At 43.3% G+C, this 15900-nt stretch carries 16 protein-coding genes; 7 read left to right on the top strand and 9 right to left on the bottom strand.

The features are described from left to right. The first annotated feature begins 170 nt into the window (after positions 1 to 170). Both BMW93_RS35520 and BMW93_RS20960 read left to right on the top strand, forming a co-directional pair. Positions 171 to 347 (top strand): hypothetical protein, encoded by a 177-nt coding sequence (locus BMW93_RS35520; protein ID WP_177194150.1) that lies wholly within the window; start codon positions 171 to 173, stop codon positions 345 to 347. A 123-nt stretch (positions 348 to 470) separates the two neighbouring features. Next, positions 471 to 1487 carry a hypothetical protein gene (locus tag BMW93_RS20960; RefSeq protein ID WP_090380901.1) on the top strand — a complete coding sequence of 339 codons (1017 nt, stop codon included), beginning with the start codon at positions 471 to 473 and terminating at the stop codon, positions 1485 to 1487. Positions 1488 to 1606: 119 nt separating this feature from the next. Here BMW93_RS20960 and BMW93_RS35890 read toward each other — a convergent pair whose 3' ends face one another. The 3 genes from BMW93_RS35890 to BMW93_RS20945 all read right to left on the bottom strand — a co-directional run bounded on the left by BMW93_RS35890 (position 1607) and on the right by BMW93_RS20945 (position 3507). Further along, positions 1607 to 1906: an alpha/beta hydrolase gene (locus BMW93_RS35890; RefSeq protein ID WP_090380899.1), complete on the bottom strand. Its 300-nt coding sequence runs from the start codon at positions 1904 to 1906 to the stop codon at positions 1607 to 1609. Between the two features lie 3 nt (positions 1907 to 1909). Then, positions 1910 to 2521 carry a dihydrofolate reductase family protein gene (locus BMW93_RS20950; protein WP_090380897.1) on the bottom strand — a complete coding sequence of 204 codons (612 nt, stop codon included), beginning with the start codon at positions 2519 to 2521 and terminating at the stop codon, positions 1910 to 1912. Positions 2522 to 2694: 173 nt separating this feature from the next. Then, positions 2695 to 3507 (bottom strand): hypothetical protein, encoded by an 813-nt coding sequence (locus BMW93_RS20945; RefSeq protein ID WP_090380896.1) that lies wholly within the window; start codon positions 3505 to 3507, stop codon positions 2695 to 2697. 451 nt (positions 3508 to 3958) lie between these two features. Between BMW93_RS20945 and BMW93_RS20940 the strand changes: the two genes are divergently transcribed. Next, a complete protein-coding gene (locus BMW93_RS20940; RefSeq protein ID WP_090380894.1) occupies positions 3959 to 5212 on the top strand; it encodes a hypothetical protein in 1254 nt (417 codons plus the stop codon). A gap of 172 nt (positions 5213 to 5384) precedes the next feature. Here the strand turns inward: BMW93_RS20940 and BMW93_RS20935 are convergent, their stop codons facing one another. Next, positions 5385 to 5768 carry a molybdopterin cofactor-binding domain-containing protein gene (locus BMW93_RS20935; RefSeq protein WP_255372355.1) on the bottom strand — a complete coding sequence of 128 codons (384 nt, stop codon included), beginning with the start codon at positions 5766 to 5768 and terminating at the stop codon, positions 5385 to 5387. Positions 5769 to 5964: 196 nt separating this feature from the next. Then, positions 5965 to 7404, bottom strand: a complete 1440-nt coding sequence (locus tag BMW93_RS20930; protein WP_090380887.1) for a T9SS type A sorting domain-containing protein — start codon at positions 7402 to 7404, stop codon at positions 5965 to 5967. A 186-nt stretch (positions 7405 to 7590) separates the two neighbouring features. On the opposite strand from BMW93_RS20930, the gene BMW93_RS20925 reads away from it, so the two are divergent. Next, positions 7591 to 9750, top strand: coding sequence for a hypothetical protein (locus BMW93_RS20925; RefSeq protein ID WP_090380885.1), 2160 nt, complete (start codon positions 7591 to 7593; stop codon positions 9748 to 9750). Positions 9751 to 10009: 259 nt separating this feature from the next. Here the strand turns inward: BMW93_RS20925 and BMW93_RS35230 are convergent, their stop codons facing one another. Beyond that, complete coding sequence (locus BMW93_RS35230) at positions 10010 to 10354, bottom strand: macro domain-containing protein (RefSeq protein ID WP_229240642.1); 345 nt, start codon at positions 10352 to 10354, stop codon at positions 10010 to 10012. 942 nt (positions 10355 to 11296) lie between these two features. On the opposite strand from BMW93_RS35230, the gene BMW93_RS20910 reads away from it, so the two are divergent. After that, positions 11297 to 11719, top strand: coding sequence for a hypothetical protein (locus tag BMW93_RS20910; protein WP_090380878.1), 423 nt, complete (start codon positions 11297 to 11299; stop codon positions 11717 to 11719). 28 nt (positions 11720 to 11747) lie between these two features. Here BMW93_RS20910 and BMW93_RS20905 read toward each other — a convergent pair whose 3' ends face one another. Beyond that, a complete protein-coding gene (locus BMW93_RS20905; RefSeq protein WP_090380876.1) occupies positions 11748 to 12272 on the bottom strand; it encodes an RDD family protein in 525 nt (174 codons plus the stop codon). A 239-nt stretch (positions 12273 to 12511) separates the two neighbouring features. Here BMW93_RS20905 and BMW93_RS20900 point away from each other — a divergent pair, with 239 nt between their 5' ends. Continuing rightward, positions 12512 to 13099 carry a DUF416 family protein gene (locus BMW93_RS20900; protein WP_090380874.1) on the top strand — a complete coding sequence of 196 codons (588 nt, stop codon included), beginning with the start codon at positions 12512 to 12514 and terminating at the stop codon, positions 13097 to 13099. A gap of 220 nt (positions 13100 to 13319) precedes the next feature. After that, positions 13320 to 13958 carry a DUF3885 domain-containing protein gene (locus BMW93_RS20895; protein ID WP_090380873.1) on the top strand — a complete coding sequence of 213 codons (639 nt, stop codon included), beginning with the start codon at positions 13320 to 13322 and terminating at the stop codon, positions 13956 to 13958. A gap of 115 nt (positions 13959 to 14073) precedes the next feature. On the opposite strand, the gene BMW93_RS20890 is transcribed toward BMW93_RS20895, so the two are convergent. Both BMW93_RS20890 and BMW93_RS20885 read right to left on the bottom strand, forming a co-directional pair. After that, entirely contained in the window at positions 14074 to 14460 is a 387-nt protein-coding gene (locus BMW93_RS20890; RefSeq protein WP_090380872.1) for a hypothetical protein, read from the bottom strand. A gap of 72 nt (positions 14461 to 14532) precedes the next feature. Beyond that, positions 14533 to 15156, bottom strand: a complete 624-nt coding sequence (locus tag BMW93_RS20885) for a hypothetical protein (RefSeq protein ID WP_143061689.1) — start codon at positions 15154 to 15156, stop codon at positions 14533 to 14535. Positions 15157 to 15900: the final 744 nt, after the last annotated feature.

The following is a 15900-nucleotide window of genomic DNA, read 5'->3' as shown; positions in this document are numbered from 1 at the left end:
TTCACAAAATCATTACAGCATGCTCCGTTTCACATTTAACAGAAAGTAAGACTATTCAGTAGGAACTTTCTACTCATCGCGATGATGGTCCTTCATTCCGGAATAAGACATTTGAAATTTTACAAAATAAACGATGAACTATAATGACATCTGCAATCGTCTCAACTACCATGAAAACCGACTCAACCGACCAGGACAAAAAGCTGCTGCTCATGCTGATCATTGCGTACTCGATCGTGATCCTGGCCGTCTGCTGGTTTGCATTCGACAGCGCGCTGCAATTTTTCAGGTATATTCTCTCTCACACATCTACGACTATATCACCAGCAGGCGAATTCAAAAGGTGACCATCGTCGGCTCTCTCGGTATTATAGCGCTGCAACTGGTCACAATCCGTTTTTAAGAATTTACTGCCTACTGCGAATCCACATTTATCTACTTGGAATTCAACCAAACCTCTCGCCAGCACCATGGAAATTGCCCTGGAAAATACGACTCCCCGAAGCGTTAACATTCGAAAAGGCCGCTACTTCTTTGTTTCGATGGCTATTCTTTTCCCGATTCTGGTTGCACTCGGTTTCGTGCCGGATTACCAGATGTTCGCTCAGGAAAACATCCAATTACATTGGTTTTTGCACGTTCATGGTCTGATTATGACTACTTGGCTGGGGATTTTTCTGGCGCAAACGTTGCTGATCGCAAAGGATAATGTGAAGCGTCACCGGCAGCTTGGGCCAATAGGCTTTGTATTTGGCATTCTGGTGTGGGCGTCGCTGGTAGGTATTACTGTTCGCGCATTGATCGTCAACAATCCGCCCGAATCCAGCGGGCAGTTTGATATTCTGTTCATTCAGTTGTACTTACTGATTCTTTTCGGGATTTTCTTTGTCTGGGGAATGCTCGTGCGAAAGCAGGCAGCCGTGCACAAACGGTTACTTTTACTGGCAACGCTGATCGTCATTCAGGCTGGCATTGATCGCATAAGATTTCTGCCAGGTCTTGGAATAGCAGTCTTTGTGCGGTTCATTTATCTTGATATGCTTTTGATCCCGCTGTTCATTTACGACTGGCTCAGCCTTAGGCGCATCCATTTCATCACCTGGTTTGGCACGTTGGTAATCGTTATTTTTCAGACCGGTATCACGCTGAGTTGGGGCTCGCCCGGCTGGCACCGTTTCTGGTTCACTGCAATCACACCATTAGTGGAGCGATTACCTGAAATAGAGCTCACGGACGCGCAAAGTGACCTACTTGTGGGTAACTACGGCGATCAAAAATGGCATTTAACCGTCAGCCGCGAGGCCGGAAAATTCTACTTGCAATTACCCGGAAATCCCAAATGGGAACTCGGTGCCACATCAGAAACGGACTTGTTTTTGAAAGCCGATAACTGGAAACTTCATTTTGTAAAAAGGCCGGATGGTAAGGTAAAAAAGCTGATAAACGACCAGGTATTCAAGGTTTGGGAGGTACCAAGAATGCCGTAAAGTGTCAGATTAAATTTCTTGATTCCCATGGATGCGGCAGTTGTTATTGCTTTCCGCAATTACGGCTATGGTGTCGCTTTCGATAAGCATGACTTCTAACGCCAAGAGTGTACGGCGACTCAGCTGCTCGCTGGAAGGTTATCGAAGAAAATTCCAGCGACCTTTCGCTTGACCTTGAATTCAGAAAAGTAAGCCAGCAGCATGGACGCACCAAACGAGTGGGCTACTATCATAACACCATCTTCACTGACTGCTACATGCTGACTGATTTGTTGTCTGCGACCCATGTCCGGAGTGCCGTCATCAGGTAAAAACGGATATTGAGGGCAAAGTAAGCCACCAGCAAGTGGCTTGGCACCACCGAGCGAGCTTATGTGTAAATTTTTAATTTGAACAAATTTATCAAGCTGTTGATACAAATTTTATTTCAAAACTTTGTATCTAATATGTGTCACTACGCTGGTTCCACTTACTTCGACCGGTTCGAGCTTGAGATTCGGCACCCCTTCAAAAAGCCGCGCGCCAGCACCAATAGTGACAGGGGCTACATGCAACCACAATTCATCAATGAGGCCCGCAGCCAAATATTGATTGACAGTATCTGCTCCTCCCATGATTTTTACATTCCAGCCTCCTGCTGCTTCTTTTGCCTTTTCAAGCGCCGATTCAATGCCGTCCGTAACGAAATGAAATATCGTTCGACCTTCCATTTCTACTGGCGCACGTTCCTGATGGGAGAGCACAAAAACCGGAGCATGATACGGAGGGTTGTTGCCCCACCAGCCTTTCCATTCCGGTGTGTCCCTTCTGTCTTTGGGCCCAAACATGTTACTGCCCATGATAAAGGCACCGGCATCAAGAATGGCATCTATTTCTCTTTTATGTCTATGCTTTTCCGGCTCGGAGAACATCCAGTGATCCAACAAGTCCGAGTCGAAATTCTCTCCAAATGGTTTTTCGAAACTTTGATTATGGCCGGCAGCAAATCCATCGAGAGATATTGTTAAGCCACATGTCACTTTTATGTTTTCCATATCTAATGCTTTAAAATTTATGCTTATTTCCCTGTTTAAGAACTCTAAATGGCAATCAGCAAACTTGATACGAGGCGGTTGCTGAGGACCTATATCTAATATTCGGCACATATCCGTGAGCGATCAGTTCTTCTGACTCAGCGGAATATCTCTTATCGGCTTTTATGGCTCGTTCAAAACTGCTGGACGTCGTCAGGTGACTGTTGAATGTATGTCTTATTTTTCTTTGATGTTGTTTGAGAAATAACTAAGGCAGTGCCACAAAAACATAAACAGGTTAAGGAGCCAATAAAATTTTCATTGTCCTGCCACTGCGGATAGAGAATATTATAATATAGGTGTAGCAACAACAACCAGATGAATAAATTTAGCGCAAGCAGTAGCATGATTGTTCTTACTTTAAAACTACTAAAAATACTTATCGCTGACCCCATCAATGTTACACCACCTAGGAAAGTCCAAAATTCTGGAAATGGAATATACTTGGGTACAATATTACTGATTCCTTCTAAATTATTGAAATGACCTACTGCAAAATTATATAACATGATCGCATAGAGATATATGCCCAGTGGGCTTATTTGAGCAAGCAACCGCATAATTTTATGTTGCGATTTTCTTGCATTAATTGTTGAGATCGCCAGGAATCCCCCGCTCAATGCTAAAATCTTATTTGTGTTGACCCAGTAATTATTAAACGACCCTGCTGATAAAGACCAGGGTAGATGACCAAACAGGAATAATGCCAGGAATAATATCCCCATGAACAATGACACAAAATTAAATTTTTTCCCGATTATAATGATGAGCCCAGTGCTGATTAACAACGCCGCTATGAAATATACTATAAATGATAAATCTGATGGAATGTTTTTTAACTCTGGTATAATAATGGACCGGACCCCTGTGGAGAACAATTGCAGAATCCCTATCCCCATTATCCCTAAACCAAAAAAAATGCGACCTGTTGTCAAGTATATGCTCATATATTTTTCTTTAAAATGTTTCGTCCGTATTCTTAGGTGGAGCATGATATTGTGCGCCTACTGATGAGTTTGTCCGCAAATAAAGACTGGAGAACAACAGATTCATGAACAAAAGCGTAGCAAAATCCCTCAAAACTCGGCAAATGTGGGTTTCAGGAATTTTTTCGGTATCTGAATGAAGTAGGGCAGCGTTCTAACATTTTTCCTGCGATTCGTTTAACTGGCTTTGAAATGACCTCCGCTCAGCCGGGTGACCGGTGCCATCGCTTTTGCGCTTAGGCAATCTGAGACAGGTGTACGCCCCGGGGAGATCTGCCGGCAGCTTGGAGTTTCCTAAGCGACTTTTTTTAATTGAAACCGCGGTGGACCGTTCGAAGGAAATGAATTAATTTACGTCAAATTGTACTTTCAATAGTCTGAAATCCTGGGAGGGACTCAAATAGAACAGATCATGGACGAACACATTATAATAAAAGCAAGCATCATCAAGATCTTTAATGACAATGGGTATAGTGATCTCGCCAATATGACGCAGCGGGATTTTGATCATATTGGCGAGCAGCTAAGACAAAAGTCAGGCATCCTGATCAGTGGGACAACAGTAAAACGACTTGGTTATGGGGAGTTTAACCGGTTGCCGCAAATAGCTACACTTAATGCGATTGCCAATTACTTCGATTACAAGACGTGGCAGGATTATAAAGCCGACAAAATCAAGAATGGACCAACGAAAGAACCGGTAAAAAAAGTAGGTGATGAATCCGGCTTAAAATATTTATCAATACTGGGTGTCGTCATTATTCTCGCCAGTATTTATTTTTTCGACACACCAAAGGAAATGGTTAGAAATGCAAAAAGTGCATCTTTTTCATTCCGGAAGAATACTTCAAATGATATCCCGAATTCAGTAGTATTTAACTATAATATTGACAACGTGCAGGCAGATAGCTTTTTTATTCAACAATCCTGGGATGCAAACCGAAGGGTGAGAATTTACAAAAACAAATATACGCTCACGGATATATATTACGAGCCTGGTTATCACGTTGCTAAACTTATAGCCAATGATTCTGCCATCAGAGAGATTGATGTAAGTATTCCAACCGATCGATGGTTTTTTTATTCAATTGATAACATAGCCAACTACACACCAGAATATCTTAAACCTGATAGTTTCGTTAGTAATGGAAATCTTGGCCTGACTGTTGAACAATTGCTGACGGATGGTATCGACGTTAAGAAAGACAAGCGATACCATTACGTTTACTTCCCGAATCAAATGAATATACCAAGTGATAATTTCAAATTTAAAACCAGGGTGAGAATGCGGGAGGTAAGACCCAACGCTTGCCCTTACCTGGAAATAGAGCTTTATTGCCAGCGGTCATTTATGATTTTGAGAAGCACGACAAAAGGATGTGCACACGAAGCTATGATACAATTTGGTGAGCAGATAATGCAAGGAACTGATAATGATTTATTGCCGATATCCTTTGATGTACGCGAGTGGACAGATATAGAATTAATCGTAAAGAATAAGTTAGCTACTGTTAAAGTAAATGAAAAGAAAGTATTTTCAACGCAGTTTACTACTGACACCAAAAACCTGGCTGGTCTTGGATATATTTCAAACGGGTTATGTGAAGTAGATAAAGCAGAGTTAATTGGCCTGGATGGAAGAGTTATGTATAAAAATGACTTTTGAACAATTTAGCCTTCAATATTATCGACATACCGGTAAGCAATTTCATCTCCGGGCTGCACCTTCAATTAATCGTTTTGTCCATTTTAATAACATTTCGTTTGAAGAGATATAAAGCATTTTGATTACGGTACATGATAGGATGAGAAGGATGCCTGATCTTTTAGCGACTGACTCATTTTTCGATTGAAATGATGTCGATTGGAAGGTTTCTTAGCCGGATGCCGGTAGCCATAAAAATAGCATTGCCTAACGCCGGGGCAACAGGCGGTAAACCCGGCTCGCCAACGCCGCCAGGGGCGTCGATGTTTTCCATAATATAAACCTCTACTTTGGGCATCTCATTCATGCGCAATATCGGATAATCGTGGTAGTTGGACTGCTGGCAAGTTCCGTTTTCGAAAATGATCCCGCCTTTTATGGCCGCCGATATGCCCATTACGATGTTTCCCTCGGTTTGCGCCTTCACCGTATCGGGGCTCACATACATGCCACAATCGATAACGAACACCACATTGTCGATTTTGATCCCGCCGCCATTCAAGCAGGATACTGTAATAGAACATGCACAAATAGAGCCGTGAGTACGGCCAAGTCGCGCTCCCTGGCAATACCGCTTATTTAGTTACAGTCCCAATAGGTTTTCCTTTTTTACAATATAAGTCTCAAAGCTCCTAACCTTCGCGGTGCCCTTGATACTTGCTGACGCCAGCTGGGATCAACATGCGGTTGGGCAGGGCAATGTGTTTATGTGGCTATTGCTTGAAGATTTTCTTTGAAATGGCTCTATTCCTGCATTTAAATACTACCTCATATATACCTGCATTTCCCCAGCTGGAAGTGTCCATGACGAGCTTCGCGGCGACGGGCTCGTCGCGAAGCATGACCATCTTGCCCGCATGGTCGTAAACAACGAAGCTTTCAACAGCTTGATCGGACGTGAGAGGCTCGATCGTTAGCTTGTTCTGGAAAACGGGATTGGGATATACATTGACAAGATCGGGCACGAGTTCACTCTTCGTTTCCGTATGCTGGTTGAAGGCCGATTGAATGAAATTAGGTAGCCCGAATAACGGTGTCCTGCCGTTATAAGCAATCGGACGATAACCCACCCGGCATTCCGTTCCAGCTGCATTGGGTTCGCTGATGATGGCAATCTGTCCGCGATGGGGGTGGCTTCGTGCCGGCGAGCGGCCCGCTGAATATAATGTACCATCGATGCCCAACTGCAATGCACCGGACAAGGAGCTTAGATATGGTTGACCGCGCAGCGTGTCTGTCAGTGTAAGCTTAGTCGTTACATGATCGGGTGTTGCTAGATCGAATTGGTAAGAACCGTGAAACGAGTATAAGCCGCTGAGATATAGCTTAGTGTTATCTGGTGAGAAAGACACGCCATACTGGTAGCTGAAATTCCCAAGATTACGGTAGTTTGAAAGTTCTCCCGTCTGGGCGTCGAAATCATACAGCTCAAAAGGTCTTTCCAGACCGTACACTGCCGAAGCCAATCGCTTTCCGTCAGGGGAAGCCTTCAGATAGCCCATTGCCTCGGAACTTTTGACCTGTGCACCCCCTTTGTGGACAGTACCAATATGTTTGCGTTTCCTTATCGAAATTCCTTGCTCCGTAAGCTTCATAACCAAAAACTCATCGCTATCCAAAATGTGCGCCAAAACCCAGTAGTCCTGTCCGTTGACGTGGGGAATGGCCGTTAATTTTTCGGTGGTGCGGGCTTCCACCAACTTGTTCTTTGTTTCCTTTACGACTGCTCCCAAACCATCATTCAGCTTCATATCTACAAGCGAGTAATGTAACCCAGGCTCTGGTCCATCATTGTATGCCTTAACTGTAAAAACATAATAGCGATCGGATGTACCAGGAGCTGGGACAATCAGAGCCGATTGGGTAGATGTCGAGCTGCCCAGTAGATTCGAACCACCCTGCATCATTTCATTGTGCCGGTTCCAGATACGCAAACCATCAGTATAGAATAGCAACTGCCCGGTTTTCCTGTCGGACACGACAGCCGATCCTTCTGATTGGTGCAGTTTGCTGCCGAAAAATAGGGTACTTACGTTACCATTGAACGACAGGCCTGCCTGGTTTCCAAAAAGCCAGTGATTCGTTTCCCATTGCGCGAAGGCGAAGGGAACATAAAAGCAGAGGAATGATAAAGCAAGTAAAAAACACCTCATAAACAAAAGAATAGATAAGGATTACACAAGTTGTCTTCTACTAAGTTATTACATAATGGTAGAAAATATTCGCAGCAATATACCTATTTATCCTACAAATATACTTTTTTTGCCGGTGTTCAGCTGAGAGTTCACCTATCTTGGTAATTCAAGCGCTTTTCGCTTCAACATTTCTTGACGTTATTTATGAAAAAACAGCTACTCTGCCTGCTACTGAGCGCAGCCTATTTTGTCGCCAGCCAGGTTGTTAAAGGACAGGATTTGATTCCGGTCTATCAGGTCGATACTTTGAGCACTTTTGATAAACTAGGGCCCGATTTTGAATCTGTGATTTACGATGGGTCAATATGGAAGCGTCGCATAGGGAGCCTGCCAGCTTTCGGACAGATTGGCCGGTTCATTAAGGGGCCTGACGGAAGTTATTACGAACGGCAGCTACAGGGACTTGATGCTGCGCGTATAAATGCAGCGGTTCCAGAAGATGATTTTTATAAGGTAAACTCAATCCAGGAATTGAGGACTCTTTCCAGCGATAAAATCGCGAACGTTCAGAACAATATTGTAAAGGGAGTGCAGGTACTGGGCTATTATACTACCGGAGATACGCCTGATCCCATTAATTATTACTTGTCGGATACCACCGCGGCTGAGGATGGCGGTTCGGTGATCGTGGTAAATAGCAGCACAAAATGGGTACATGATTTCAACGGAATAATCGACCCCGCCTATTTCGGAGCTTACAACCCTAACGTCGGACTAACCCAAGCGCTAATCTCAAAGCCGAACACAACCTTTGTTATTACCGACACGCTAAACCTGAAAGGAAATGTCAGAACCCTTCCCCCAACGTCAAACCTGCTTTTTCACGGTGGCGCACTGAAGAATGGTACGATTAAGAATGGCTTTATCTCTATCCAAAGTGGAAACATTATCGCAGAAAAGAATTTCAAATTATACGGTAGCTATGCTTTCCTGAGTAATGACGTCACGATTAATGTCGTGGACTATCATGATGGCGGGTCATATACGGTTGAGAGTAACGATACAGCAACGATAGCTATCGGCCAGGTGGCGTTTTACAATGCGGATGTAACTTTCCGCAATTGCAGGATCATCAAAGGGATTGGTGCATTCAAGTTCCTGAATGATGGTGAATCAAAAAAGAGAACCGAAGTGAATTTCGAAAACTGCGCTATCAAACAAATCGACGCCAATATTAATAACAGCGATGACACTTGGGCAATTGTGATCGGGACAATTCCCGCCGATAAGGGCAGTAAAAACGAAGAGCCGCATGTCAAATTCACCAGCAGGAATACCACGTTTGAAAACATCGGTTTAGCCGTTTACGAGGCCGATAGCGAGATCAGCAGGTGTGACTTCAAAGCCGGCACCAACAATGACGATAACAGGGAGCTGCTCCATTTGGGTGGCGGCGGCACGCGGCAGATCAGTTATGTTACGGACTGCGTATTCGATGCTAATGGCAGGGCGGGTGACTTGCTGGATACCTTCAACAGCAGTAATAAAGTGATAGAACGATGCAGATTCAAAGGGGGGATCGGAAAAAACTACATTACCATCAAATCCCATATCAACGGTAGTACTGGTATCGATTCCGATCAGATTGGAGCGCAGGGTAATATCGTTGTGTCCAACTGCCTGTTCGAGGGACATGCGAGTCGGGACTTTGGAGCGGTTGCAATTTATAACGACGACAGGCAGCTTGACACTATCCCGTTTCCAGACGTTTACAAACGGCATAATGTAAAGGTGTCCGGTTGTACATTTAAGCTGGCGATACCGGATTCCATAGAGAACGGTAACCACAGCGCGGCGATCGCGCTAGGAAGTGCGCGGTTTGTTTCCATTACCAATAACACGGTGCTGATTCCCGGCATGAAAAGAAGTGTATTGGTTAATTTGCTTTATCAGGCCAGCGAGGATATCATCATTTCGGGTAATATGCTTCGAAACGAAGATGCAACTTCTACACTTAGTTCCAAATTAATAGGGGTAACCATTGGGGCTGCTGGTACGCTTCGCAATTCGATTATCGACAACAACATTGTTCAGCAAGGGTTTATTTTCGGAGATCAACGGCATTGGGGAAACCTCACTATTACCAACAACTCCTTCACCAAGATGTTCAATGGGACAACCGACGCCCTTGCTATTAATTGCTACCGGGCGGGAAACAAAAGTGCGGGGGTTTTTAGTGATAATTATGGCAATACTAGACCTGTCGCAGCTTCCGTTCCCCCAGGATTTTCTTACTTTGATACGACTACGGGCAAGCTTTTCAGGCGTATGGAAAATGGCTGGGTCGAAGTAAGCGGCCAGTAGAGTGATTAACCCCGTTGGTTCTGGCTATTTTAGGTTTTTCATGGCCAGGCCCTTACCGGTTGGTAATACAATTTTAAATTCAGGTAGGCGAGTGTGACAAATTCTGAATTATTTGTATCGGGTATTGCCAGGTTTACAGTGGTGTAAAGCCGTCCCGCGTTTGGGAAGTTTGTAAATGCCGATGGTGATGCTTGGGGAAGCTATCGCATGAATCTAGTTTGCTGACACTATCTTAATCAGTTGTAATACGCAGAAGCTTTCAGTAGTCCTCGTTACTACTCCCTCCATTTAAAACTGGCCGTGCTGTATAAATAGCTAATTTCGCTGGTGGTTTCCCTGCGGTCGTAATTGCGCCCTGACCTACTTTACAGCCACCTTGTTTCTCCCTTACTTTACGACATTCTTCAAGAATCGCGTTCCCGACTGCTCGATGTATTGCGCCATCGACACCGCCGCCACCAAACAGCGAGGTATTCGCTGCATTAATAATTGCATTAACCGCAAGTTGTAAGCTTCGTCGCATTCGACGAAGCTTACAACTTGCTTTCGAAATCAGAGAAGACGTCTTTAAGTGAAACAAAAGCACCTTAACAGGCGCTTTCATTGACCCGGTGAAGCCTCTGTATCGATAAACTTTTCTAGCTGATCTGTGATAGCCATTAAACCACATGCCCAAGTCAAGTAGTATTTGTTAATGCTCATGAAGTCTGTCGGAGCTTACCGTTTTTGGTAAATAGCTTCTCCCTTACTAGTCCAACATTTTCACTGATGCATGATTTTCTCACCCGGCAATAACGCATTGTGGTTCTGATGTTTCTGTGGCCAAGCATTTTGCTTACATCTTCCAAAGGCACGCCATCATCGGACGAAACATAACATTCTTCCAGCGCATTGTTCCTAAGGGTGAGCTCGCATGCGTCATTGGTTCTCTTCGCCAGCAATGTCGAAATTTGACGGTCTCTCAGACTGTCGACTGCTGTTATAATGTAGTTTTATTCATCAATATTTTGGCCAGCTAACTGAATTGGAGGATTATTTTCTTAGCAATTATCAAAAATGATGCGGATCTAAGCTCTGTTTTAGTTGATCGAATTCTCGCCGCAAAAAACAGATGAACGTTACTTTTAAGCGATAACAAAATGATTACGCTATTTATGAGTATTTCTGTCGCGCTGGCTACCTAAGCACGTCTTTTCAAAAATGGTGTTTTTCTGGACGCAATCAAAATCGGGTCAAGACTTCATCCCCTATATTGCGTGCAAATCAACCAAAGATGGAAGAACCGGTTTTTAGCCCTTTGAAAGAGTATCTTACAAGAGAGCCAGCTGTTGAAAGTGTGATCAGCGGGGGGGACCAGAATATTTTTTGTCATGGGTTATTGAGACAACAGAACAGGATTTTTCACCGAGTTTGTTGGCTGAATGGCTTCAAGGAAGACTAGCAAGGCCTGTGGATGATCTGTGTCAATGGATAATGGAAGAGTAAGTGCTTCATAAACAAAATTTTACCTGAAAGAACTTCAGCGGAAAACTAGCATCCTTATCTCATGAAAGTTGCCAGATTACTATTGTTGTACCTCGCATTATTTCTGTCGTCTTGTTGGACAGGTGATTTTGTTAAACTTAACGACCGTTTCGCGTTGTGGGCAACGGATGATAGGGCTGACATGAGTCTTTGTTTTTTGGAGTTCGACCAGTACTGGGTTGGCGTTGTTGGACCTTGCATTTTCGCCGCCGGTGTGGACGATAATTTCATTATTCTCAAGGAACATCCAACTACGCTGGATGGTATAAATCGGGAGGTGACACTATACTACATTTTACCATTGAAGAATTCGATTAATTCTGTCGAGGAAGCACGTGAAAAAGTAATTGGGCCATTAACGGAAAAGGAATTTGGAATAACAAGAAGACAATATCTCGTGGCTAAGTCGCTGGATTTCAAGGTTGTGTTCTCAGATTTAGAGTAAGTGCCCAACAAGCACGTGTCTCAAAAACTTAGTTCAGCATAAACAGGTATTTCTGCCACCCCTTTAACAGGAATGCGGTTAAGATAATGAGTGCATAGACGATGAAAAATACTGAAATGACTGGACCAACACGGGAACTATCCCTAAGTGGCTCATTACTAAATTTCAGTCGTGTGCCGGCCAATCGGTCACCCAATCTGCGTGATGGATTCAACATCGCGATCAGGAGTTCAATCGGCGAAATGAGAAGGGTTACATTTCTTACAACACATCTGGCGGGAGAAGCGACTTGCCTGTCACCCTCATTAACTATCTGCAAATTCAGAAGGCGCTTCCCTATACTCCTCCCATTTACTGTGTCTTTGCACAGGTACATTGTAGGCGCCAACAGTGCTGGATAGTCATAAGCCTCCGATAAAAAAGGAGACAAGCCTTCGACAAGAAATGCGGCTGGCGCGACCGCCATTGAGCACAGGAATATCATAACGGCTTGGTCGATGACGATCGAAGCCAGGCGGGTGTTCAAACTAATTTGGTCCGTAATTGGGGGCATGATTGACTTTTTTTTAAAGCAGCTTATAAAATCCTCTCGCCAACGACGTGCGGGGTATTTGCCCGCCAGAAGAGGGTATGGGTAAGCGGCAATTCATGAGTAGGTATAACCCGGACCGCGGTTACGGTAGATATCTATATTGTATAAGTAAGTTCAGTAAACTCATTACCCGATAGAATCTTAATATTTTGTCACGAATTTTACCTTGTAAAGCCAAAGGAATCCACTGCAAATATCACATGGATAATTTTCAACTCGACATAAGAGCTGCACTACTTTCATTATCCGACAAAGGAAGGTTACTTTTCGCGGCCATAACCTGCGTACATCTTTACCCAAACTACGAGAACTTTGTCAGTGCTTTTGGATGGGGTAGCCCTCAGGTTATCCAGCATGTAATCGATGAAATTTTTCTAATTCTGAGGGAGGACAGGCCATACTCTGAGCGGCAAATCAAGGATTTGATTGACGCTGTTGATGTAGTAATTCCAGACACGGAGGATTTTTCAGATATTGCATGTTCTCAGGCATTGGATGCGGGTGTTGCAGTTTTAAGTACCCTGGAATACATAAAGGCGCGGGATTTAGAGTCTGTCGTCAATGTTGCTATCTGTGCCAGGGATACAGTGGACATGTTTATCCAAGTCCGAGACGATTTTAACAGCAATGACCCCTCGTGTGAATCCCGAATCGAGTCGGATTATTTGATGGTGCGGGAGAAAGCCAGGCAAGAACTACTAATAAAGCAGCTGGCTATTTTAAAGCTCGATGCAGTAAGTGATGGGTTGATCAAGAGTCTACTGCCGCAACTGCCTATTATTGAGTAATCTATGTTTTATTCTTGCGTTTTCGTTGTCCTGCTCGACGATCTCTCGCATAAAAATGGAGGCTGCGCCAAATAAAAAATGCCGCGCTAACCTTCCGCGCCAGAATTCTTGGGAGGCATCCGCTGGGACATGGGTATCAAATCGCTCATTGTCTTTTCAGGGGTGGAGTAGAACCAAAAAGTTCGTATCTATCGCTTAGTGTATTTAAAAAAGCAAAAAGGTGAAGACAGTTAAAACAGAATACAGGCAGTTCTTAAATGACAATTTCAAAGGATTGAGGCTTAAAATGCCCTTATTCTATAATTGGAATCATGGCCTCCGTTTTGACTTGCAGGAGGGCGACACAAGCACTGACGAATATTTTAAGGAAGTTACCAGAAGAGCCTCGATAATTTTTCAAACCGCATTTAGCAGGTCTGACAACGTGTACTTGGTGCTTATCGACTGGAAGTACAAACGCAGGAAAATAAGGTTTGGCAATTTTACATTCAAACAAATTAATAAGCTCAGGAAGGCGGAAGTTTATTATTCAAAAGAAAAAGGACTTTATTATCCTGGCGATGACTATGATGTTGCTGTTGTTAAATTAACGTCGGACAGAATAAGCTTCGAGAATATTTTTACTGCAATTGGGCATTCTGACTTTCCTCCCAGACAACCAAGGCTTGACAACAGTCGTTCTTCAAATAAGGAGGTTTATTTTGTAAACATCGAGAGGAAACTCATTCTACAGATGTATGATGACCGGGGACTTGACATTATAGCAACAGATAAAGAAACGTTGAGGTCAATTTATGAAAGACATAATGACTTGATACTTAGGTATGATCGAGACCGGATTGACAAACAATTCGAGTGAATTGGTTAACCGCTTGAACGTGCACTAGCTTTTAAGTACACCAAGGGTTATCTTCAATTCTAACTTTGGATGGTCTCAACCTTTCTGGCGAGTAGAATGACAATCGTAAGGATGATCAGAGCATACCAAGGTTCAATAATTCGGATACTTCACAAATAGCAATATCGATAGATCCACTAGTCATGTAACCAACCAACCCAACCTTCAAATGCAGTTGGTGATATTCTCGCAAGCTTTGGTTTATAATCCACATCTTGGCAGTGCCCGAAGGATGAATGGGCAACCATTTACTTAAAATGGTGAACCCTCCGTCATCTTCAAACTCTGGCCAAATCATGTAGTGGGAATTCTTCAAGGGGCCGTCATTGGAATAACGGAAATCAAACCTCGTTCCTTGAAGTATATAGGGAGAACTTTCATCTGCTTGTGGAAGAAGCTGATACTTTACCCGAAAGTCGGGTAACCGCCTAAGGGTGTAGAAATAAGAGGTGTAGCTTTCCATCGTTGCCTAAAAGCTTTGAGTTGGTCCCGTGTTTTTGCTTTTACCTGGTTTCAACATTTTCGGTTGAATAATTTAGAATTGCCCCTTTCTGATATTCTCAATTTGCAGCTTCATTCGGTGTTTCCACCCAGGGCCGTTTCTTAGATCCAGGAATGGCTCTGTAAGTCGTTCGTATTCGGATTGGGCTTTCAACAATGGAGCTGTAACCATACATCCGGTATTTCTGCTTTCAAGACCATATGTCTTCATTAGGCTGTCGATCTTATGCCCCTTTATTTGCTCTGCTCGACCGGATGATATTGGTAATCCGGCGGTCTCGTAAACTATAAGCCCATTTTTCATGTCAGATTCAGCCTTGGTTTTGTATTCCGACAACAATGCGTCGGATTGCCTTTTGGCACTAAGAACTGCTAGTGTCCCGTGGTACGAAATGAAAAGGAAAAATGCCAGGTTGAAGAGAAAACTAGCTCCTAAAAACCGACGTTTGTATGAGATGTTTTTAAATTTGATGCATGCAAAAAGAGCAGAGACCAGGGCACCTGCCGTTAATATGCCTAAAAAGGTAAGCCATTCGAAACCAGCGAGTGAATCCATTACACTAACATACACTTGATAGTTAATATAATAGTTGGGGACAACAGCTACCATAAAAAGCACTGCCACCATTACCGCATTTATTCTCAGCAATTTTTTCAATGTGAGGAGAATTTGAAAAGTTATTCCAAAATATAAACTTACCATTTAGTATCCAACGATTCGGTTGCTATACGTGATCATGAGGTTACTCCCTGGTCGTCGCCCCTAAGGTATGGATACTTGCTTGGTTCATTTGGAGGCTCATTATAATGATGTCTGTCTTAAAAGGATTTTTTTGGTTATTTTCTCACCATCTCTCTCGTGATCCCCTTTCACAGATTAGTACGTAATATCCTTCTCTTTGTTGTTTCACCGTTTGTACGGACATCCATGGCTTTATATGCTAGGCTAACCAAACTGTTGTACGCAAAGCAGGTTACCGAAAAGGTTACCAGATGCTTTGGCGTGGATTGAACCGCAATGACGGGCTTATCTTTTAAAAATTCACAATAACGAGTTTTTTAATTGAAGAAAGCGCCCTTTGAGGCGCTCTAGGATATTCCACTGAATCATATCTTTCTATGTAACTCATTGAATGTCAATAAAATGACTAATGATGTATTTAATACTCACCGAATCACTCACCCATTGCTTTAACTAGTTTGCAATTATCAGCAAGATAGTATAAAAGGGTGAGGTGTCAAATTGATGCTTATCCACAGTACAATTAGTATCTGCGTCCAGTAGTTGTGTTTGATCTCCATCTTAGTATTCGCTGCTGGATTAGAACTACCATGATTAGGTACTTAAGTTACACGCAAAACAGCGACCTCGTTATTCTTCAGGGCTCTGCGGGAAAATTCG

Origin of the sequence: Dyadobacter sp. SG02 (assembly GCF_900109045.1) — a bacterium.
Taxonomy (GTDB): domain Bacteria; phylum Bacteroidota; class Bacteroidia; order Cytophagales; family Spirosomataceae; genus Dyadobacter.
Note: the sequence above shows the minus strand (reverse complement) of the source record. Positions and strands in the feature narration are given on the sequence as shown.

What these genes read in the sequence shown, in the direction of transcription:
- BMW93_RS35230 (WP_229240642.1), bottom strand. Translation starts at nt 10,354, where the DNA reads ATGAAAGCGCCTGTTAAGGTGCTTTTGTTTCACTTAAAGACGTCTTCT.
- BMW93_RS20910 (WP_090380878.1), top strand. Translation starts at nt 11,297, where the DNA reads ATGAAAGTTGCCAGATTACTATTGTTGTACCTCGCATTATTTCTGTCG.
- BMW93_RS20900 (WP_090380874.1), top strand. Translation starts at nt 12,512, where the DNA reads ATGGATAATTTTCAACTCGACATAAGAGCTGCACTACTTTCATTATCC.
- BMW93_RS20890 (WP_090380872.1), bottom strand. Translation starts at nt 14,460, where the DNA reads ATGGAAAGCTACACCTCTTATTTCTACACCCTTAGGCGGTTACCCGAC.
- BMW93_RS20960 (WP_090380901.1), top strand. Translation starts at nt 471, where the DNA reads ATGGAAATTGCCCTGGAAAATACGACTCCCCGAAGCGTTAACATTCGA.
- BMW93_RS20905 (WP_090380876.1), bottom strand. Translation starts at nt 12,272, where the DNA reads ATGCCCCCAATTACGGACCAAATTAGTTTGAACACCCGCCTGGCTTCG.
- BMW93_RS20945 (WP_090380896.1), bottom strand. Translation starts at nt 3,507, where the DNA reads ATGAGCATATACTTGACAACAGGTCGCATTTTTTTTGGTTTAGGGATA.
- BMW93_RS20940 (WP_090380894.1), top strand. Translation starts at nt 3,959, where the DNA reads ATGGACGAACACATTATAATAAAAGCAAGCATCATCAAGATCTTTAAT.
- BMW93_RS20930 (WP_090380887.1), bottom strand. Translation starts at nt 7,404, where the DNA reads ATGAGGTGTTTTTTACTTGCTTTATCATTCCTCTGCTTTTATGTTCCC.
- BMW93_RS20950 (WP_090380897.1), bottom strand. Translation starts at nt 2,521, where the DNA reads ATGGAAAACATAAAAGTGACATGTGGCTTAACAATATCTCTCGATGGA.
- BMW93_RS35520 (WP_177194150.1), top strand. Translation starts at nt 171, where the DNA reads ATGAAAACCGACTCAACCGACCAGGACAAAAAGCTGCTGCTCATGCTG.
- BMW93_RS20925 (WP_090380885.1), top strand. Translation starts at nt 7,591, where the DNA reads ATGAAAAAACAGCTACTCTGCCTGCTACTGAGCGCAGCCTATTTTGTC.